We start from the raw sequence: 16,797 nt of genomic DNA, 5'->3' as shown, positions 1-16,797 counted from the left end.
CATTATTTAAAGATCATTATTCATACAGTATGTCAATATCTAGGCAAAATTTATCAATAGTTATTGTTACTTTTAAAAGTGAAGGAGTAATTCATGAATGTATAAAATCAATCGATAAAGATATAAAAATTATAGTAGTTGAGAATTCCAACAATCATCAATTTAAAAATGAATTAGAAGAATTATATAAAAATGTATCATGCGTCCTTTCAGCTGAAAATTTAGGTATGGGAGCTGGAAATAATATTGGTATTAGAAGAGTAAAAACAGACTTTGTTTTAATTCTAAATCCGGATGTGATACTTGAAAAATCAACAATTAATGAACTCATCATTGCATCACAAAAAATTTCTAGTTTTGCTATACTGGCACCAATTTCTTCGAACATTAATTATCCAAATTATAAACTTAATAATAAAACAAAAATTGTAATTGAAAATGAATTTCCATTTAAAGTCAGAAGCATTGATGGTTTTGCAATGCTCTTTAATAAAAAACAATTAGATAAAATACTTAACAAAAATTATTTTGATGAAAATTTTTTCATGTATCTAGAAAATGATGATTTGTGTAAAAGAATAATTGATGCAAAAGAAGATATTTACATAGCGCCCAATTCAAAAATAAAACATTTAGGAGGAAAAGCAGTTAATATTAAATATAAAGATGAAGTAGAGCTTGCAAGGAATTGGCATTGGATTTGGTCTAAGTTTTATTTTAATAAAAAACACAATGGTTACTCTGTAGCTTTTTTAAAAGGCTTTCCAAAACTTTTTTCTAGCTTGATTAAATATATTTTTTATTCTTTAATAAAAAATAAGATTAAACAAAAAATTTATTTGAATAGAATTTCAGGTTTTTTTAATGCAGCAATAAATAAAAAATCTTGGTATAGATCGCAATTTTGAAATTTTAATGGCCAGGGAAGTCCATTAAGTTTTCCACGTGATAACCTTTTTTAGCTAAATTATCGGATCCATTTAAATCAAAAAGATTAATAGCAAATATAAAAGCTGAAACATTTCCACCAGACATTTCTACTAGTTTAGCAGCGGCCTCTGCTGTACCACCTGTTGCGATTAAATCATCTATAATCAAGACTGAATCATTTTGTTCAATTGAATCTTTGTGAACTTCTATGGTTGCTGTTCCGTACTCTAATTCAAAATCTACAGAAAAGGTTTCCGCAGGTAGTTTATTTTTTTTTCTTAGCATTATAAATGGTTTTTTAAGCAAATAAGAAACAGCTGAAGCAAAAACAAATCCCCTAGACTCTATGGCAGCAATTTTATCTACTTTAAATTTTTTTGATTTTTTAACTATTTGATTAATAGTCTCAGCAAATGCTTTTTCATCTTTGATTAAAGTGGTAATGTCTCTAAATAAAATTCCTTTTTTTGGATAATTTGGAATTGATCTAATATAATCTTTTAAATTCATAATTCTTTAAGATATATATAGTAAAATTATTTTTTTTATATGGTTAAAAATAAATTAGCAATTATTGGTGGAAGTGGCCTTTATGATGTTGAGAAATTTAACGATAGAGAGTTACTTAATATAGAAACACCGTGGGGAAAACCTTCTGATCAAATTCTAAAAACTAAATACAATAACAAAGAAGTTTTTTTTTTACCAAGACATGGAAGAGGGCATTTTATTTCACCCTCTAAAATAAATTTTAGAGCAAATATTGACGCATTAAAACAACTAGGTGTTACAGATATAGTCTCTGTTTCAGCTGTTGGTTCTCTTAAAGAAGATTTGCCACCAGGAAAATTTGTTATTGTTGATCAGTTTATTGATAGAACTTTTGCAAGAATAAAAACTTTTTTTGATAATGAAATTGTAGCTCATGTGTCAATGGCTCATCCAACTTCAAATGGGCTGATGAATGCGTGTGAAGAAGCAATTAAAAAATCTAATATAGATTGTCAAAGAAATGGGACTTATGTTGTTATGGAGGGACCACAATTTTCAACATTAGCAGAGTCTAATTTATATAGAACATGGAAAGCAGATGTAATTGGTATGACTAATATGCCAGAAGCGAAACTCGCTAGAGAAGCAGAAATAAGGTATGCATCAGTTTCAATGGTAACCGATTTTGATTGTTGGCATCCCGATCATGAAAACGTTGACGTTCAACAAGTAGTTAAAGTTTTATTAGGAAATGCTGAAAAAGCAAAAGTCATGATTAAAAATTTAATAGATAATTTTGAAGATCATATTGATCCAAACGACCCAACTAACAATTGTTTAGATGTTGCAATAATAACAGCACCTGAAAAAAGAACTCAAAAAACAATAGATAAACTCAAAACAATAGCTGGTAGAGCTCTTAATAAATGAAAAAAATATTAGTTATAATTTTATTTACTTTACTAAATAAGAATTAATTAAGATGAGAATAGAAGGTAAAGAATACAGAACTATTTGGTACGAAGACAACGTTGTCAAAATCATTGACCAAACTAAGCTTCCACATCAATTTATAATTAAAGATCTTAAAACAGTAAAGGATGCAATTAACGCAATTAAAATAATGGAAGTAAGAGGTGCACCATTAATTGGCGCGACAGCTGCTTATGGAATGGTTCTGGCGGTTCAAGAAAATAATAGCTCTGAATTTATTAAAAAGAGTGGGGAAGAATTAATAAAATCTAGACCTACAGCAATAAATTTAAAATGGGCAGTAGATCGAATGATGAAAAAATTATCAGGAATTAACAGTGATCAAATTTTAAATGTAGCTTTAACCGAAGCTAAAGAAATATGTGATGAAGATGAAAAGTTCTGCAAAAATATAGGTATTAATGGGCTTAAAATAATTGAAGAAATTTATAATAAAAAAAAAGATACAGTAAATATCTTAACCCATTGTAATGCTGGCTGGTTAGCCACCATCAATTGGGGTACAGCAACATCTCCAATTTATCATGCTCATAAAAAAGGCATACCAGTACATGTATGGGTTGACGAAACTAGGCCTAGAAATCAAGGTGCAAATTTAACTTCTTATGAATTAAATGAAGAAGAAATACCAAATACTATTATTGCAGATAATACAGGTGGAATTTTAATGCAAAGAAATGAGATTGATATTTGTATGGTTGGAACTGATAGAACTTTATCAACTGGTGATGTATGTAATAAAATTGGAACTTATCTTAAAGCATTAGCGGCGCATGATAATAACGTACCTTTTTATGTCGCATTACCCAGTTCAACTATTGATTGGGATATTAAAGATTTTAAAGATATTCCTATTGAAGAGAGAGATCCTGAGGAATTATCTCATATAGTAGGATTAGATGAAAATAATGATCTTAAAAAAATATTAATATACCCCAAGCAAAGTAAAGTTTTAAATTTGGCTTTTGACGTAACGCCTGCAAAATATGTAACAGGATTGATCACAGAAAAAGGTATTTGTAAAGCCTCACCTGATGCATTAAAAAAAATTTTTAGATAATGATAAATTTAAGAATCGAAGTCATAAAATACTCTAAAATGCTGAATACCAAAAAACTTTCAGCATTAAGATCTGGAAATATATCTGCAAGATATAAAGATGGTTTTTTAATTACACCATCAGGAGCTAAATATTCTTCATTAAAAAGTAAAGATATAGTTTTTGTAACTCTCAAAGGAGAGTTTGATAAAAAAAAGGGAATACCATCATCTGAATGGAGATTTCATCAAGATATATACAAAAATAAAATAGAGGCTAAAGCAATTGTACACGCTCACTCTAACTGTGCTACGGCAATCTCCACTCATGGAAAAGGAATACCAGCATTTCATTATATGATTGCAATGGCTGGAGGTAACGATATTAAATGCGCAAAATATGCAACCTATGGAACAAGAGAATTATCTAAAAATATTCTAAAAGCATTAAAAAATAGAAATGCTTGTCTAATAGGCAATCACGGACAGATTGCATTTTCAGGAAATTTATCAGAAGCATTTGAATTAGCTGAAGAGGTTGAAAATCTTTCGAACCAGTATATAAAAGCTTTAAAAATTGGGAAGCCTAAAATTTTATCATCAAAAGAAATGAATAAAGTTTTAAGGAAAGCAAAAAATTATAAGAGGGGATAATTTTTTATGACTAAAGTAGGTGAACATGTAACTTTAGATATTATTGGAACTACTCAAGAATATGATCCATCATTATTTGAAAGTGTAATTCATAAAATTGCAAAAGCAGCAGAAGTAACAGTCCTTAAGATCTCTAAATACAAATTTGAACCACAGGGTTTTACAATATTAGCACTGCTGGCAGAAAGTCATATTAGCTTTCATACATTTCCTGAAAAAGGTATTATCAGTTTTGATTTTTTTACATGTGGGAAAGTTAGTCCATCTATAGCCTTAGATATTGTTAGAAAAGAATTTAAACATAAACGAATTGTTAAAAAAGAATTTAATAGAGATACCAAATCATTATATCCTGACATTTATAGTTCACCAGGTTTACAAAAATCTTATGTTGTAAATGAAGTTTTGGAGGATTTTAATTCTAAGGCTGGACAACATATAGAAATATTGGACTTGGAACAATTCGGAAAATCACTTTTTATAGATAATGAAATCCAGGTAGCAACAAATGATGAAATTTTGTATAGCTCAACTTTTGTAAATGCAGCCTTAAAGCTAAATAATAACATGGGTACTGCTGCAATTATTGGTGGTGGTGATGGTGGTGTTGCAAGAGAGTGCATCTCCAAAGGCTTTGACTTTATTGATTGGTATGAATTAGACCCCGAAGTGGTTAATGTTTGTAATAAGCACCTAGGAAGTATAGGAAACAAGTCTACAGAAAAAAACTCAATTAAATGTGTTTGGGGCGACGCTTTTGAAAGCATAAAATCTGTTGATGATGATAAGTATGATAAAATTTTTGTTGATCTTAATGATGATCAATTTTGTATAGATCTTGCAGCAAAGAATATGGACTCATTAATTAGAATATTAAAACCAAATGGAGTAATTACAGCTCAAGTTGGTAGCCAAGATAAAAAACCAGAACAAGTTGAAAAATGGCTAGATGTTTTTAACAAAAATTTTGGTAATACAACTTTAGATAGGGTTTATATTCCTAGTTTTGATTGCTCTTGGAATTTTTCTTCTTCAATAAACCATTAATTTTCTTTTTAATTCACTAAATTTGTGAAATAATATTTTTTTAATCAAAGGAGAAAATAATGAATATATTTAAAAAAACTATTTTTTCAGTTCTGGCTTTTTTATTAATTATTGGAAATGTTTATGCTTCTGATAAAATTAGAATTGGAACTGAAGGCGCTTATCCTCCATGGAATTCAAAAGATGCGTCTGGTAAACTAATTGGATTTGAAGTCGAATTAGCCCATTCGCTTTGTAGATATATTGGAAGACAGTGTGAAGTCGTTGAACAAGATTGGGATGGAATGATACCGGCTCTTCAAATGAGAAAATTTGATGCAATAATGGCTGGGATGTCAATTACTGATGAGAGAAAAAAAGTTATAACATTTTCTCAAGGTTATGCTGATGAAGTAGCTTCTCTTGCTGTAATGAAAGGTTCAAGTCTTGAAGGAATGAATACTCCAGCAGGAATTGGTCTTTCAAGTCCTAACAGTGATGCTAAAAAAGCCTTAAAAACAATTACTTCTGTTTTAGCTGGAAAAACTGTTTGTACTCAAACAGGAACTATTCACCAAAACTTTTTAGAGTCAGGCGATGTAGGAAAAGTTAACGTAAGAACTTACAAAACCCAAGATGAGGTTAACTTAGATTTAGCTTCTGGAAGATGTGATGTTGCATTAGCTGCAGCTGTTGCTTTTACTGACTATGCTGACAAATCTGGAAAATCAGTTGTTCTTGTTGGGCCAACTTTTTCAGGTGGAGCATTTGGAAATGGTGTTGGTGTTGGCTTAAGACAAGCCTCTCAATTAGGAGGAACACTAGGTGCTAGAGATGCTGAGCTTTTAAAAGCTTTTAATAAAGCTATTAATCAAGCAAGAAAAGATGGCGTTATTAGTAGACTTGCAATCAAACATTTCGGTTTTGATGCTTCTATGTAATTAATATTTTGAAAAGGCGACTTTAAATATAGTCGCCCTTTCGATAATGGATCTTTTAACTTTCGGACAAACAGGATGGGGAGACGAGTTGTTTTATGCAACCTTAATGACTATTGCTGTTTCAATTACAGCAATGTTAATAGGTTTTTTATTTTCAGCAATTTTTACGCCCCTCAAATTATCAAATAAAAAATTTTTAAATCTTATAGCTAATTTTTACACTACGGTCATAAGAGGTGTTCCAGAGTTACTAGTAATTTATCTTTTTTTCTTTGGCGGAAGTGGTGCAATTATGTATGTTGCATCAATATTTGGTTACAATGAATATATTGAAATAAATGCTTTTATTACAGGATCTGTTGCTATTGGGATAATTTCAGGCGCTTATTCAACAGAAGTTTTTAGAGGAGCAATCCAATCGATTGATAAAGGTCAGTTTGAAGCTTGTAAAGTGTTAGGATTAAAAAAACGTATTTATTTTCTAAAAGTAATAATGCCTCAAATGCTAAGACTAGCTATACCCAACTTAAGTAATGTTTGGCAAATAACTTTGAAAGATACATCATTAATATCTGTTACTGGTTTAGTTGAGATTATGAGACAATCATATATTGCAGCTGGATCAACAAGAGATCCTTTATTTTTTTATTCTTTTGCAGCACTTTTATACCTGATGTTAACTTTTTTTAGCATGAAATTAATTAATAGACTTGAAGTTAAGTATAGTAAGGGTTTTTAATGGATTTAAGTTTAATGGCTTCTAGCTTGCCAAAATTACTGAGTGCAGCAGTTATAACTATAAAACTTTTATCAGTTTCTTTAATTATTGGTTTATTTATTGGATTGTTGTTTGCAATTTTAAGACTAAGTAAAAATTATATTATTAATAGATTTGCTTATGCATATTCTTATGTGTTTAGAGGCACACCTTTGCTGGTTCAAATATTTATAATTTATTATGGACTAGGGCAAATAGAATATTTTAGATCAACTTTTCTTTGGGTTATTTTTAAGGAACCATATTGGTGTGCTATAATTGCATTTTCACTAAATACTGGTGCATACACATCTGAAATTTTAAGATCAGCTTTTCAAACAATTAAACCTGGAATTATTGAAGCAGGTAAAAGTTTAGGAATATCAAATAAGATAATCTTTTATAAAATTCAGATACCTGTAGCCATTAGACAATCTTTGCCAGCCTATGGTAACGAAATAATACTAATGATGAAAGGAACGTCGTTAGCAAGCACAGTAACATTAATGGATATAACAGGTGTTGCCAAACATATTGTTTCTACTACATACAAACCATTAGAAATATTTATCACTGCTGGTGGAATTTATTTATTAATGACTTTTTTAATTCACAATTTAATAAAATATTTGGAAAAAAAATATAGTTTTCAATAAGAGGTATACTCTTTGATTTCTTTAATCTTAGAGCCTGTGTGATTATTAATCTCTAATTTTATTTTAGCACGATCATCATTTAAAAAATGAACATCTCTTGAAAGCTTTATAAATTTTTCTGTAAAATCTTTATCTTTTTCACATAGCCTTTTGTCATCCTCAATTACCCATAATTTTGCATTAATTTCTTTTAAGGATTGAAACAATCTATTAAGCTTATCGTCAGACTTCACATTTTGGTCTAATTGCTCCTTTAAAATAACATGTTCATCATTAATGAAATTTAGTTTTTCAGAGTCTTTAATCTTTTCTTTTTTTATTTCAAGAATAGAAATTTTGTCCAAAAGCTCACCAATAGACACTTCAACTAGAATTTTATTCATAAAAATTTATAGTATGTTAACTTGTTAAAATTATGTCTAATATTTTAATTATTAAACACGGTTCACTTGGAGATATAGCGCAAGCTAGTGGTGCAATTCAAGATATTTCTGAAAATCATAAGGAAGATCAGATACACTTGTTAACTACGAAGCCTTATTTTGAATTATTTAAAAAAAATCCATTTATTCACAACACCATTTTAGACAAAAGATTATCCAAATTTAATCTTATTTATCTTTATCAACTTACAAGAAAATTAAAAAACTTAAATTTTAAAAAAATATATGACCTTCAAAACTCATCAAGGACAGTTTTTTATAAAAATATTTTATTTCCAAAATCAAAATTTGATAAATGGTCTAGCTCTGAGACAACATTACCTACAAACATAACCAAAGTAGAATTTGATAAAAACCCTGTTCTAGATAGGTTTGATCATCAGCTAAAAACATCTAGTCTCAATACATCAAACACTATGAAGCCTAATTTTAGTTGGGCTTGTGGAAATATAGATAGTATTAAAAGAAACTATGATTTAGAAAAATATATAGTTCTTTTTCCTTTTTGTTCAGCCCATTTACAAATTAAAAAATGGCCTTATTATAATAAGCTAATTGAACTAATTAAAAATAAATACAACAGTAAATTTAAAGTAGTTGTAGCTCCAGGCCCTTCAGAGATTAAAGATGCTAAAGATATTAATGCACTATCAATACTAGATAGTGAAAAAATTTTAGATATTGCACAATTATCTTCTTTAATCAAAGACAGTTCCTTTGTTATTGCAAATGACACAGGTCCAGCCCACATGGCAGCTCATTTAAATGCCAAAGGATTAGCTTTATTTGGTAAACATACAACAGCCTTTAAAGTTAGTATTGAAAGAGAAAACTTTAAAGCAATACAAGTTGATGATCTAAATAAATTAAGTGCAGAAAAAGTGTTTGAAAGATTGTCTAATTCAATTTCTTAAATTTAACTAAGAATTTTTTTATATTCTTCAATAATTTTATTCCATTTAAATTTATTAGACTGTTCTTTAGCAGCTTTGCCATATTCAATGTATTTTTTATTTTCTAACATTGAATTAATAGATGAATAAATATCGTCCAAACTATTTCCATCACAAATTAATCCAGTTTTTTTATGCTCAATCGCATCCGCAGCTCCACCATCTCTTCCACCTAGAGAAGGAACGCCATATTGAGCAGCCTCAACATAAGCAATACCAAAACCTTCTACAGATTTTTTGTGAACAGTTGATGGCATTACAAAAATATTTGATTTGTCAACCAAGGCGTTTTTTAACTCATTAGAAATATCTTTAAAAAACATTACTTGAGGCTGCAAACCTAATTCAGATACTAGTTTTTTAATATTTTTTTCCTCTTCACCATAACCTACACAAATATAGACAATGCCTGGGTAAATTTGTTTTAAATTTCGAAGAGCCATTATTATTTTTTCATGATTTTTTCTTTTATCAAATCTTGAAACAGTAATTAATCTTGGTGATTTATGTTTTAATAAACTTTCAACTTTGCCTGAAGTTTTCTTATTTAATTCTTGAGCCTCATCTATCCCAGGATTTATAACTATTATTCTATTCTCCTTAACACCCAGCTTAATAGCTAAATCTTTAGTATATTGTGAGTTAGCAATTATTATTTCAATGTTATTTAAAACTTCTAACATTCTTTTATTAAGTAAAGTTCCTTTCTCATGATTAATTTCTTTTCCATGAATTAAACATATCTTTTTTTTATTTGTTTTAAGATGTTCTAGACTTTTCCAATGATCTGCAATAATCCCTTCAACTTTATTCTCTTTTATATATTCATTAATTAGTTGTGCTTTTCTATATTTTCTAAGAAGTTTCATTCCACCTACACGCTCAATTGAAAAAGAAACTTTTTCATCAAAAATTTTATGATTGTTATTATAATCAGCAAAAACTTTTATCATGTAGTTTTTAGAAAGTTCATTTGCAAGACCCCACATTAAATTTTGCATACCACCAATTTCTGGTGGAAAAGATCTTGTGACTACTAGATACATCAGTTATCCAACCATTTTATTCCACAACCCATGCTTGGAATTTGATTTTTAGGACCGTTGCCAGTTTTAGCTATTTGTTTCATAGCTTTAAATAAATCACTTTCATCTTTTTTTATTGGTTTTAAATCTTTTAATTCTCTAATCCGCCCTCTATATTGAAGCTCTAAGTTTTTGTTATAACCAAAAAAATCTGGAGTACACACAGCGCCATAACTTTTTGCAATTTCTTGAGTTTCGTCAATTAAGTAGGGAAAATTAAAACTATTATCCTTATGAAATTTTATCATTTTGTCAAACGAGTCGTCAGGGTAATTAATTGAATCATTAGGACATATTGCTACCGCTTTAATACCCAATTCTTTTAAATTTTTATAATCTTCAATAATATCTTTGATTACTGCAACAACGTAAGGGCAATGATTACAAATAAACATTATTAATGTTCCATTTTCCCCTCTAACATCATTTAAATTAATAATTTCATTATTAGTTGATTTTAATTCAAAGCTTTTAGCTGCTTGTCCAAAATCACATATTGGAGTTTTTATCGGCATGTTATAATAATATATAAGTTATGTTTTATGATTTGGAAGATAAAAAAGTAAAAAATTTAGGTAAAAATTGGTCTGCTTCTAATGCATCTATTATTGGAGATGTTACTTTAGAAAAAAATACCAGTATTTGGTTTAATGTTACTTTAAGAGGTGATGTTGAAAATATTTATGTTGGTGAAGGTTCAAATATTCAAGATGGGAGTGTTTTGCACACTGACCCCGGATACCCATTAAAAATTGGAAAAGACGTAACCATAGGTCATTTAGTGATGCTTCATGGATGTACTATTGGAAATAATTCTTTAATCGGAATAGGAGCAGTTATTTTAAATGGTGCAAAGGTTGGTAAAAATTGTATCGTAGGTGCAAATGCTCTTATAACAGAAAATAAAGTTATACCTGACAATTCTTTAGTTATTGGATCTCCTGGTAAAATTGTGCGTCAAGTTTCAGATGAAGAGTCAAAATCAATTACAAAAAATGCCATGCACTATCAAGAAAACTGGAAAAAATATTCTAAGATATAAAAATTTTAGTGAATACTTGCATTGTTGTAATACTAACTAAACCTACTGTTATCATTGCAATAAATCCTACTATAAAGGGTTTATAGCCCATTGATTTTATGTCTTTTAAATTAGTTGATAGCCCCACTGCAGCCATGGCCATGCTTAAAAATATTTTAGCTGAATCTTTAATATTGGATATTGAGCTTTGCCAAATTTGTTCTGAGCTCTCATTTAAAAAAAATTGATCTCCTATATTTCGAAAGATAATCATTCCTATAAAACCTAAAACAAAATAAGGAAATATACTAGTTATAGAATAGCTTTTATTATTTGTTGTATTTCTATTATATAAAATAGCGAATAGAGGAATCATAATTACTAAAAAGGTATTTCTAATTAATTTCGTAACAGTTGCAATATTTAAAGTTTCAGGACTATTAAATTGTTGATCATAAATTAATCCTGCAGCTGCAACTTGAGATGTTTCATGAATAGCTGTTCCTAGAAATAATCCAACAAACAAAGGATCGCCATCAAAATAAATATTTGCAAAATATGGATATATAAGCATTGAGATTATTCCAAAGACAGTCATGTTTGCTATAGCATATGCAATCTCACCTTTACTTGCTTTTATAACTGGTGCAGTTGCCATTATAGCAGTTGTTCCACAAACTGTACTTCCAATTGAAATTAAATAAGCCATCCTTGTTGAAATCTTTAATTTTTTGATAAGTAATTTGACTATAATTAATACACTTATTATGCAGATAATGATTAATGGAATAGCGATTGTACCAAATTTTAAAAATTCAAATGGCTTTAGCTGAATTCCAAGGCATATTATTCCAAGTTTTAAAATATATTTTTGAGTAAAATCTATTCCAAGTAAAAAACCTTTTCTTATTTGAAATATATTTCCAAGAGTAATACCTACTATGATTGCAATCATAGCTGTAGATATAGGACTTTTACTATAACCTAATAACTCAATACCAATAATGTTATTTAGGCCTTGAGAAAGGGAGTAGAGAACAAAAGCTAAAGTTATACCTGGTACTATGACCATGTATTTTTTAAATAGCGTTGATTTATAAAAATTATCTTTAAGCACTTCTGTAAAGCTTTGTCATAACAAACTCTTTATGACCCAAGGCTTCAGCACAAGTTAACCTTCCATTAGCAACTCTAAGAGTTGTTTTGATTAATTCATCCCCCGCTTCAGACATATTCATTTGACGAGATAGTATTTTTGACACATCGCAGTCAATATGTTCACCCATGCCTTTAACAGTTAACGGGTTAGCAGTTAGCTTAACTACAGGTTCTATTGGGTTCCCCACAATATTACCTTGACCAGTAGGAAATAGGTGAATATTGAATCCAGCTGCTGCCTGAAGTGTTACACATTCAGCTGCTGCTGAGGATGTATCCATAAAGTATAAGCCCTTACCTTTAGTTGGTTCTTCTGCTGGCTCTAGTACATCAATAAATTTACATGAACCAATTTTTTGAAAGTTACCAAATGCCTTTTCCTCTATTGTTGTAAGACCACCTGCAATATTTCCAGCTGTAGGTTGACTTTCTGAAAGATCGTCAGTTGCTTCTTTAAGTATAAAATCATTATATGAATTCCATGTTTTCATAAATTTTTCTGAGGCTTCTGGTGTAGCACCTCTTTTAGCACAAACATTTTCAGCGCCAGTTAGTTCTGAAGTTTCTCCAAAACATAAATGAACACCCATTGGTTCTAATTTATCCATTAAATTTCCAACAGTAGGATTTGCTGCTAATCCAGATGTTGTATCTGACTCACCACACTTAACTGAAATCCATAAATCACTTAGAGGACATTCTTCCCTTTGTTTTTCGGATGCCCACATTACAAATTCTTGAGCCTTTTTAGAAGCTTTCATAACAGTACCAATATCTCCAGTACGCTCAATATGGAAACCTTCAACTGGCTTTCCTGTTTTGGCAATTCCATCAACTATTTTCTTTGTCCATTTTGGTTCAATTCCAATAACTATAACAGCTGCAACATTTGGGTTACTTCCTGTTCCAATCATCGTTCTAAAATGTAATTCTAAATCTGCTCCAAATTGAAGTCTTCCATAAGAGTGCGGAAGTGCAATAGTACCCTTAATATTATTAGCTACAGCTTCAGCACATGCATTTGAAATATCATCTACTGGAAGAATAATTACATGATTTCTAGTACCAGCTCTGCCATTTTCTCTTTTATAACCTAAAAAACTTTTTGGAATTTCCATATTTTTTACCACTTCTTAGTTTTTACATTGTGAACATGAACGTGCTCACCTTTTTTTATTGATTTAACTACTTTTCCGATATCATGACCATATTTTAAAATAGTATCACCTTCACTAAGGTCAACCATTGCAATTTTATGTCCCAATTGAATTTCATCTATTGATTGAATTTGGACTGTCTTATCATTTTCCATAATCCAGCATGCACAATCTTGTTTTGGAGCAATTTTGTCAATAACGACAACTCCTACGTTATCTTTTTCATCGTGAATAATAATATCTGTGGTCATAATTGTGTCGATTTGTTTGTTTGAAATTTTATAATTCTTATATATTAATCTTTTAATTTAACAAATTATTTATAGAATTTTAACAATATAGACGGAAAGGCTTAATTATTATGACTAAAATGACAACAGAGGAAGCTTTTGTAAAAGTTTTACAGATGCACGGAATTGAACATGCGTTTGGAATTATTGGTTCAGCCTTTATGCCTATTTCAGATATTTTTCCAGATGCTGGAATTACTTTTTGGGACGTTGCTCATGAAACAAATGGTGGATTAATTGCAGATGGTTACACAAGATCTACTGGTAAAATGTCAATGGTAATTGCACAAAATGGTCCAGGAATAACTGGTCTTGTAACACCAATAAAAACTGCATACTGGAACCACACACCATTATTATTAGTAACACCACAAGCTGCAAATAAAACAATGGGCCAAGGTGGTTTTCAAGAAGTAGAACAAATGAATCTATTTAAAGATATGGTTTGCTACCAAGAAGAAGTTAGAGATCCTTCAAGAATGGCAGAAGTATTAAATAGAGTAATTGAAAAAGCTATTAGGGGGTCAGCTCCTGCACAAATAAATGTTCCAAGAGATTATTGGACACAAGTAATTGATATTGATCTTCCCCCAATTGTTAGATTGGAAAGACAAGCAGGTGGAGTTGATGCAATTAAAAAGGCAGCTGACTTATTATCAAACGCTAAGTTTCCGGTAATATTATCTGGTGCTGGTGTTGTGATTGGTGGAGCGATTGAAGATTGTAAAAAATTAGCTGAAAAACTAGATGCCCCAGTTTGTTCAGGATATCAGCATAATGATAGTTTCCCAGGAAGCCATCCATTAGCTGCTGGACCATTAGGATATAATGGATCAAAAGCTGGAATGGAATTAATTAAGAAAGCAGATGTTGTTCTTGCACTTGGTACAAGATTAAACCCTTTCTCAACTTTACCGGGTTATGGAATGGACTACTGGCCAAAAGATGCAAGTATTATTCAAGTTGATATGAACTCAGATAGAATTGGTTTAACTAAAAAAGTATCAGTTGGTATTTGTGGGGATGCAAAATTGGTATCTCAACAAATTTTAGCTCAACTCACTTCAACAGCAGGAGACAAAAATAGAGAAGAGAGAAAAAATACCATCCACCAAACTAAATCTGCTTGGTTACAAGAGCTATCAAGTCTTGATCATGAAGATGATGATGAAGGTACAGTTTGGAACGCAGAAGCTAGAAAAAGAGATGCAGATAGAATGTCTCCTAGAGAAGCATGGAGAGGAATTCAAGCAGGAATGCCTGATGACGTAATTATCTCAAGTGATATTGGAAATAATTGTGCAATTGGAAATGCTTACCCTACATTTGAAAAAGGTAGAAAATATTTAGCACCAGGCTTATTTGGTCCTTGTGGTTATGGTTTTCCAGCAATTCTTGGAGCAAAAATTGGATGTCCTGATACACCGGTAATTGGTTTTGCAGGTGATGGTGCATTCGGTATTAGTATGAACGAAATGAGCTCATGTGCTAGAGAAGAATGGCCAGCAATTTCAATGGTAATTTTTAGAAACTACCAATGGGGCGCTGAAAAAAGAAATACTACTTTATGGTTTGATGATAATTTTGTTGGAACAGAACTTGATCCAGAATTAAGTTATGCAAAAGTTGCTGATGCCTGTGGTTTAAAGGGTGTTACAGTCCGCACTATGGAAGAGACAACAGCTGCAATCAAACAATCATGTGAAGATCAAAAGAAAGGAATTACAACATTTATTGAAGTAATTCTTAACCAAGAACTGGGAGAGCCTTTCAGAAGAGATGCTATGAAAAGACCAGTTAAAGTTGCAGGAATCAAAAAAGAAGACATGATCAAGCAACCTTCTTTGGTTTCTTAAATATCTTTTAATAGGTCAAATGTTATAATAATCTTGCTACATGGAAGTAGTAAATGATAATAGCTGTAGCTGGATTAATGATCTTGTTCCAAGAAATGATGTAAAATCTATACAGTCTGATGAGAACTGCGACTGGATAATAATTGGTGCTGGTTATACAGGTTTGTCTGCTGCAAGAAAATTAGGTCAATTACATCCCAATCAAAAGATAATCTTGATAGATGCACAATTAGCAGGTGAGGGAGCAAGTTCTAGAAACTCAGGATATCTGGTTGATACAACACTTAATGACGGCTTCACATCAAATAAAGAATTAGAAAACTACAAAAAAAAAGCAAATATTTATGAACTAGGAATTCAAGTTGTTAAAAAATTTATAAAAGAATATCAAGTTGACTGTGATTGGAATGAGTGTGGTAAGTTTTTTGCCTCATCAAATGCTAATGATGAAAGAATATTAACAAATTTTTCAGAAACTCTAACAAAATTAGGTTTTGAACATAATTTGTTTTTTAATAGTGAACTTAAAAAAAGATTAGGAACAAGTTTTTATAATATAGCCCTTAATACCAAAGGAGGAATTTTATTACATCCAGGTAAATTAGTAAGAGCAATGATTGACACATTACCTGAAAACGTACAATTATTTGAAAATACTTCATTATTAAAATGGGAGGCAACCAATGATAAAGTTAAGTGTTATTTCAAAAATGGAACAATTCATTCACAGAAAATTATTTTTGCAACAAATGGATTTTTAAAATCTTTAGGTATTAAAAAGAATTACAATTTTCCACTTACTTTAACTGCAAGCATGACAAGATCTTTATCAAATGAAGAATTTAAATCTATTGGGGAACCAAAAGAATGGGGAGTTTTACCAGTAAGACCAATGGGAGCAACTATCAGAATGACAAAAGATAAGAGGATCTTAATAAGAAATACAGCAGAAGTGCATAACCCTTTAAAAATGTCTAAAATGGATTTAGACAAAAGATCTTTTAAACAAAAAATAGGTATAAAAAAAAGATTTCCTCAACTGCCAGATGACATTATTCAATCATCATGGTCTGGAATTGTCTCAAGAACAAGAAATAGTTCTCAAATTTTTGAGAAAATTGACACCAATGTATTTGTTGCAGGTTGCTATAATGGTTCAGGCATAGGAGTTGGAACTTTATTTGGTGAACAAATTGCAATAAAAGCAAGTAATGAGCATACTAAAGAAATTGAAACTATAGAGACAAGACACAAACCAACTTGGCTTCTTCCTCAACCATTCTTAGATATTGGGATTAAAAGTAGGTTAATTTATGAACGTTTTAGAGCAAAAAATGAAATTTAAAA

At 30.3% G+C, this 16,797-nt stretch carries 19 protein-coding genes; 12 read left to right on the top strand and 7 right to left on the bottom strand.

Annotation, left to right across the window (positions count from 1 at the left end):
* Positions 1-29 precede the first annotated feature (29 nt).
* The gene (locus VP91_RS06595) at positions 30-908 is read left to right on the top strand and encodes a glycosyltransferase (RefSeq protein ID WP_169036651.1); all 879 of its coding nucleotides are present in this window, start codon (positions 30-32) and stop codon (positions 906-908) included.
* 4 nt (positions 909-912) lie between these two features.
* Here the strand turns inward: VP91_RS06595 and VP91_RS06590 are convergent, their stop codons facing one another.
* Positions 913-1,440: an adenine phosphoribosyltransferase gene (locus VP91_RS06590; protein ID WP_169036650.1), complete on the bottom strand. Its 528-nt coding sequence runs from the start codon at positions 1,438-1,440 to the stop codon at positions 913-915.
* Positions 1,441-1,479: 39 nt separating this feature from the next.
* Here VP91_RS06590 and VP91_RS06585 point away from each other — a divergent pair, with 39 nt between their 5' ends.
* From VP91_RS06585 to VP91_RS06555, 7 genes are read left to right on the top strand one after another with little or no spacing between them, the layout of a single operon-like run.
* A complete protein-coding gene (locus tag VP91_RS06585) occupies positions 1,480-2,352 on the top strand; it encodes an S-methyl-5'-thioadenosine phosphorylase (protein ID WP_169036649.1) in 873 nt (290 codons plus the stop codon).
* 52 nt (positions 2,353-2,404) lie between these two features.
* Entirely contained in the window at positions 2,405-3,475 is a 1,071-nt protein-coding gene (gene mtnA / locus VP91_RS06580) for an S-methyl-5-thioribose-1-phosphate isomerase (protein WP_169036648.1), read from the top strand.
* Positions 3,475-4,107 carry a class II aldolase/adducin family protein gene (locus VP91_RS06575; protein ID WP_169036647.1) on the top strand — a complete coding sequence of 211 codons (633 nt, stop codon included), beginning with the start codon at positions 3,475-3,477 and terminating at the stop codon, positions 4,105-4,107. The genes mtnA and VP91_RS06575 overlap by 1 nt, the downstream gene beginning before the upstream one ends.
* A 6-nt stretch (positions 4,108-4,113) precedes the next feature.
* Positions 4,114-5,154: an adenosylmethionine decarboxylase gene (speD, locus tag VP91_RS06570; RefSeq protein WP_169036646.1), complete on the top strand. Its 1,041-nt coding sequence runs from the start codon at positions 4,114-4,116 to the stop codon at positions 5,152-5,154.
* 59 nt (positions 5,155-5,213) lie between these two features.
* Positions 5,214-6,074, top strand: coding sequence for a transporter substrate-binding domain-containing protein (locus tag VP91_RS06565; protein ID WP_169036645.1), 861 nt, complete (start codon positions 5,214-5,216; stop codon positions 6,072-6,074).
* Positions 6,075-6,120: 46 nt separating this feature from the next.
* Positions 6,121-6,813, top strand: a complete 693-nt coding sequence (locus VP91_RS06560; protein ID WP_169036644.1) for an ABC transporter permease — start codon at positions 6,121-6,123, stop codon at positions 6,811-6,813.
* On the top strand, positions 6,813-7,487 hold the full coding sequence (locus VP91_RS06555; RefSeq protein WP_169036643.1) for an ABC transporter permease: 675 nt from the start codon (positions 6,813-6,815) through the stop codon (positions 7,485-7,487). The genes VP91_RS06560 and VP91_RS06555 overlap by 1 nt, the downstream gene beginning before the upstream one ends.
* Here the strand turns inward: VP91_RS06555 and VP91_RS06550 are convergent.
* On the bottom strand, positions 7,481-7,870 hold the full coding sequence (locus tag VP91_RS06550) for a DUF6165 family protein (RefSeq protein WP_169036642.1): 390 nt from the start codon (positions 7,868-7,870) through the stop codon (positions 7,481-7,483). The two genes, VP91_RS06555 and VP91_RS06550, sit on opposite strands and share 7 nt — an antisense overlap.
* A 32-nt stretch (positions 7,871-7,902) precedes the next feature.
* On the opposite strand from VP91_RS06550, the gene VP91_RS06545 reads away from it, so the two are divergent.
* Entirely contained in the window at positions 7,903-8,844 is a 942-nt protein-coding gene (locus VP91_RS06545; RefSeq protein ID WP_169036641.1) for a glycosyltransferase family 9 protein, read from the top strand.
* Between the two features lie 2 nt (positions 8,845-8,846).
* Here the strand turns inward: VP91_RS06545 and VP91_RS06540 are convergent, their stop codons facing one another.
* Positions 8,847-9,929: a glycosyltransferase family 4 protein gene (locus VP91_RS06540; protein ID WP_169036640.1), complete on the bottom strand. Its 1,083-nt coding sequence runs from the start codon at positions 9,927-9,929 to the stop codon at positions 8,847-8,849.
* Positions 9,929-10,483 carry a thioredoxin family protein gene (locus VP91_RS06535; RefSeq protein WP_169036639.1) on the bottom strand — a complete coding sequence of 185 codons (555 nt, stop codon included), beginning with the start codon at positions 10,481-10,483 and terminating at the stop codon, positions 9,929-9,931. Before VP91_RS06535 ends, VP91_RS06540 begins: the two co-directional genes overlap by 1 nt.
* Before the next feature lie 20 nt (positions 10,484-10,503).
* Here VP91_RS06535 and VP91_RS06530 point away from each other — a divergent pair, with 20 nt between their 5' ends.
* Positions 10,504-11,010 carry a gamma carbonic anhydrase family protein gene (locus VP91_RS06530; protein ID WP_169036638.1) on the top strand — a complete coding sequence of 169 codons (507 nt, stop codon included), beginning with the start codon at positions 10,504-10,506 and terminating at the stop codon, positions 11,008-11,010.
* Here the strand turns inward: VP91_RS06530 and VP91_RS06525 are convergent.
* Genes VP91_RS06525 through VP91_RS06515 form a run of 3 tightly spaced genes read right to left on the bottom strand, consistent with a single transcriptional unit; the run spans position 11,000 to position 13,555 of the window.
* A complete protein-coding gene (locus tag VP91_RS06525) occupies positions 11,000-12,106 on the bottom strand; it encodes a YeiH family protein (RefSeq protein WP_320412070.1) in 1,107 nt (368 codons plus the stop codon). The genes VP91_RS06530 and VP91_RS06525 overlap by 11 nt on opposite strands.
* Positions 12,099-13,265, bottom strand: coding sequence for a UxaA family hydrolase (locus VP91_RS06520; RefSeq protein ID WP_169036637.1), 1,167 nt, complete (start codon positions 13,263-13,265; stop codon positions 12,099-12,101). The genes VP91_RS06525 and VP91_RS06520 overlap by 8 nt, the downstream gene beginning before the upstream one ends.
* A 5-nt stretch (positions 13,266-13,270) precedes the next feature.
* Positions 13,271-13,555, bottom strand: coding sequence for a UxaA family hydrolase (locus VP91_RS06515; protein ID WP_169036636.1), 285 nt, complete (start codon positions 13,553-13,555; stop codon positions 13,271-13,273).
* Positions 13,556-13,665: 110 nt separating this feature from the next.
* Between VP91_RS06515 and xsc the strand changes: the two genes are divergently transcribed.
* Together xsc and VP91_RS06505 are read left to right on the top strand one after the other, a co-directional pair.
* Positions 13,666-15,450, top strand: a complete 1,785-nt coding sequence (gene xsc / locus VP91_RS06510; RefSeq protein ID WP_169036635.1) for a sulfoacetaldehyde acetyltransferase — start codon at positions 13,666-13,668, stop codon at positions 15,448-15,450.
* A gap of 40 nt (positions 15,451-15,490) precedes the next feature.
* The gene (locus VP91_RS06505; protein ID WP_169036634.1) at positions 15,491-16,795 is read left to right on the top strand and encodes an NAD(P)/FAD-dependent oxidoreductase; all 1,305 of its coding nucleotides are present in this window, start codon (positions 15,491-15,493) and stop codon (positions 16,793-16,795) included.
* Positions 16,796-16,797: the final 2 nt, after the last annotated feature.

The sequence above is a fragment of the Candidatus Pelagibacter communis genome (assembly GCF_012932795.1).
Classification (GTDB): Bacteria; Pseudomonadota; Alphaproteobacteria; order Pelagibacterales; family Pelagibacteraceae; genus Pelagibacter; species Pelagibacter ubique_S.
The sequence above is the reverse complement of the archived record's forward strand: the minus strand, read 5'-3'. Positions and strand labels throughout refer to the sequence as shown.